Annotated in this window: 1 protein-coding gene; it reads right to left on the bottom strand. The window is 66.0% G+C overall.

The annotated features are described in order from the left end of the window. Positions 1 to 148: 148 nt before the first annotated feature. Entirely contained in the window at positions 149 to 1,228 is a 1,080-nt protein-coding gene (locus tag Pen02_RS41390) for an IS630 family transposase (RefSeq protein ID WP_203871680.1), read from the bottom strand. Positions 1,229 to 1,303 lie beyond the last annotated feature (75 nt).

Raw genomic sequence — 1,303 nt, 5'->3', positions numbered from 1 at the left:
GTGATCTTGTCCGGGTTGGCTTCGCCGTTGAGTTCGGTGAGGAGGTCGTCGGGGCAGAGTTGGTAGAGGTCACCCCACCACCTGTGGGCCTTGTTGTCCCAGACTCGGTACCCGCCAGATACTCCGCGTGCCACGTACCGCCGTCGACTCATGCCGCGCTCTCCGCGGTGGTGCCGTGGCGTGGGGGGCGCCGGTCGGCTCTGGCAAGAATCTGGTCGGCGGTCTTGGTCCAGCGAAACGGCTGGCAACGTTGGTTGTAGCCGTCGATGAAGGCGCGGATGGCGCCTACCAGGTCCGGGACGCTGGTGAAGGTGCCACGGCGGATGGCCTGCCGGGTGATGATCCCGAAGAAGATTCTGACCATGTTCATCCACGACGCGCTGGTCGGGGTGAAATGCATGCTGATCCTTGGGTTCTTCACCAGCCACGCCTTGACGTTCGGATGGTTGTGGGTCGCGTAGTTGTCGGCCACGACGTGCAGCTTCACCCGCGGATGGGCCCTCGCGACCTGCTTGAGGAAGGCCAGGAACTCAGAGTTGCGGTGCCGCTTGTAGCAGGCATCCCCGGTGATCTTCCCGGTCGCGACCTCCAAGGCCGCGAACAGGGTCGTAGTGCCGTGGCGGCGGTAGTCGTGGGTGCGGCGTTCGGCCTGGTCGAAACGCATCGGCAGTAGTGGCGCGGTCCGGTCCAGGGCCTGGATCTGCGACTTCTCGTCAACGCAGACCACAACGGCGTTCGCGGGCGGGTCCAGATACAAACCGACCACATCCCGGATCTTCGCCTCCAACTGCGGATCGGTGGAGAACTTGAACGTCTCCACCCGATGCGGTCGCAGGTCCCAGGCCCGCCAGATCCGGGCCACCTCCGCGAAACTGACCGGCATCCCCGCCCTGCTCATGTGATTGGCGAGCAGCCGCGCCGACCAGTGCGTCACCGCCAGTTCGGGAGGTGGCGGGTTCAGCGTGGACGCTACGATCGCCGCCTCGTCGATTACGGGCGGTCGCCCCGAGCGAGGCAGGTCCGCCAGGGCGTCGATCCCACCCGCCTCATACCGGGCCCGCCAGGCGATCACCGTCTGACGGGTCACACCCACCCGCCGGCCGATCTCAGCGTTCGGCAGCCCTTCCGCCGCCAACAACACCATCCGAGCCCGCTGCACATGCCCAGCCGACGCCGTTGAAGATCGCGTCCACTCCCGCAACCGGGCACCATCACCAGCACGCAGCATCAACCGGGCAGCGACAGCCAAACCTCATTGTCGCGCACCCGCTCCGTCAAACCACTTCAGACACGCGACACTAGG

Origin of the sequence: Plantactinospora endophytica (genome assembly GCF_016862915.1) — a bacterium.
Taxonomy (GTDB): Bacteria; Actinomycetota; Actinomycetes; order Mycobacteriales; family Micromonosporaceae; genus Plantactinospora; species Plantactinospora endophytica.
Note: the sequence above shows the minus strand (reverse complement) of the source record. Positions and strands in the feature narration are given on the sequence as shown.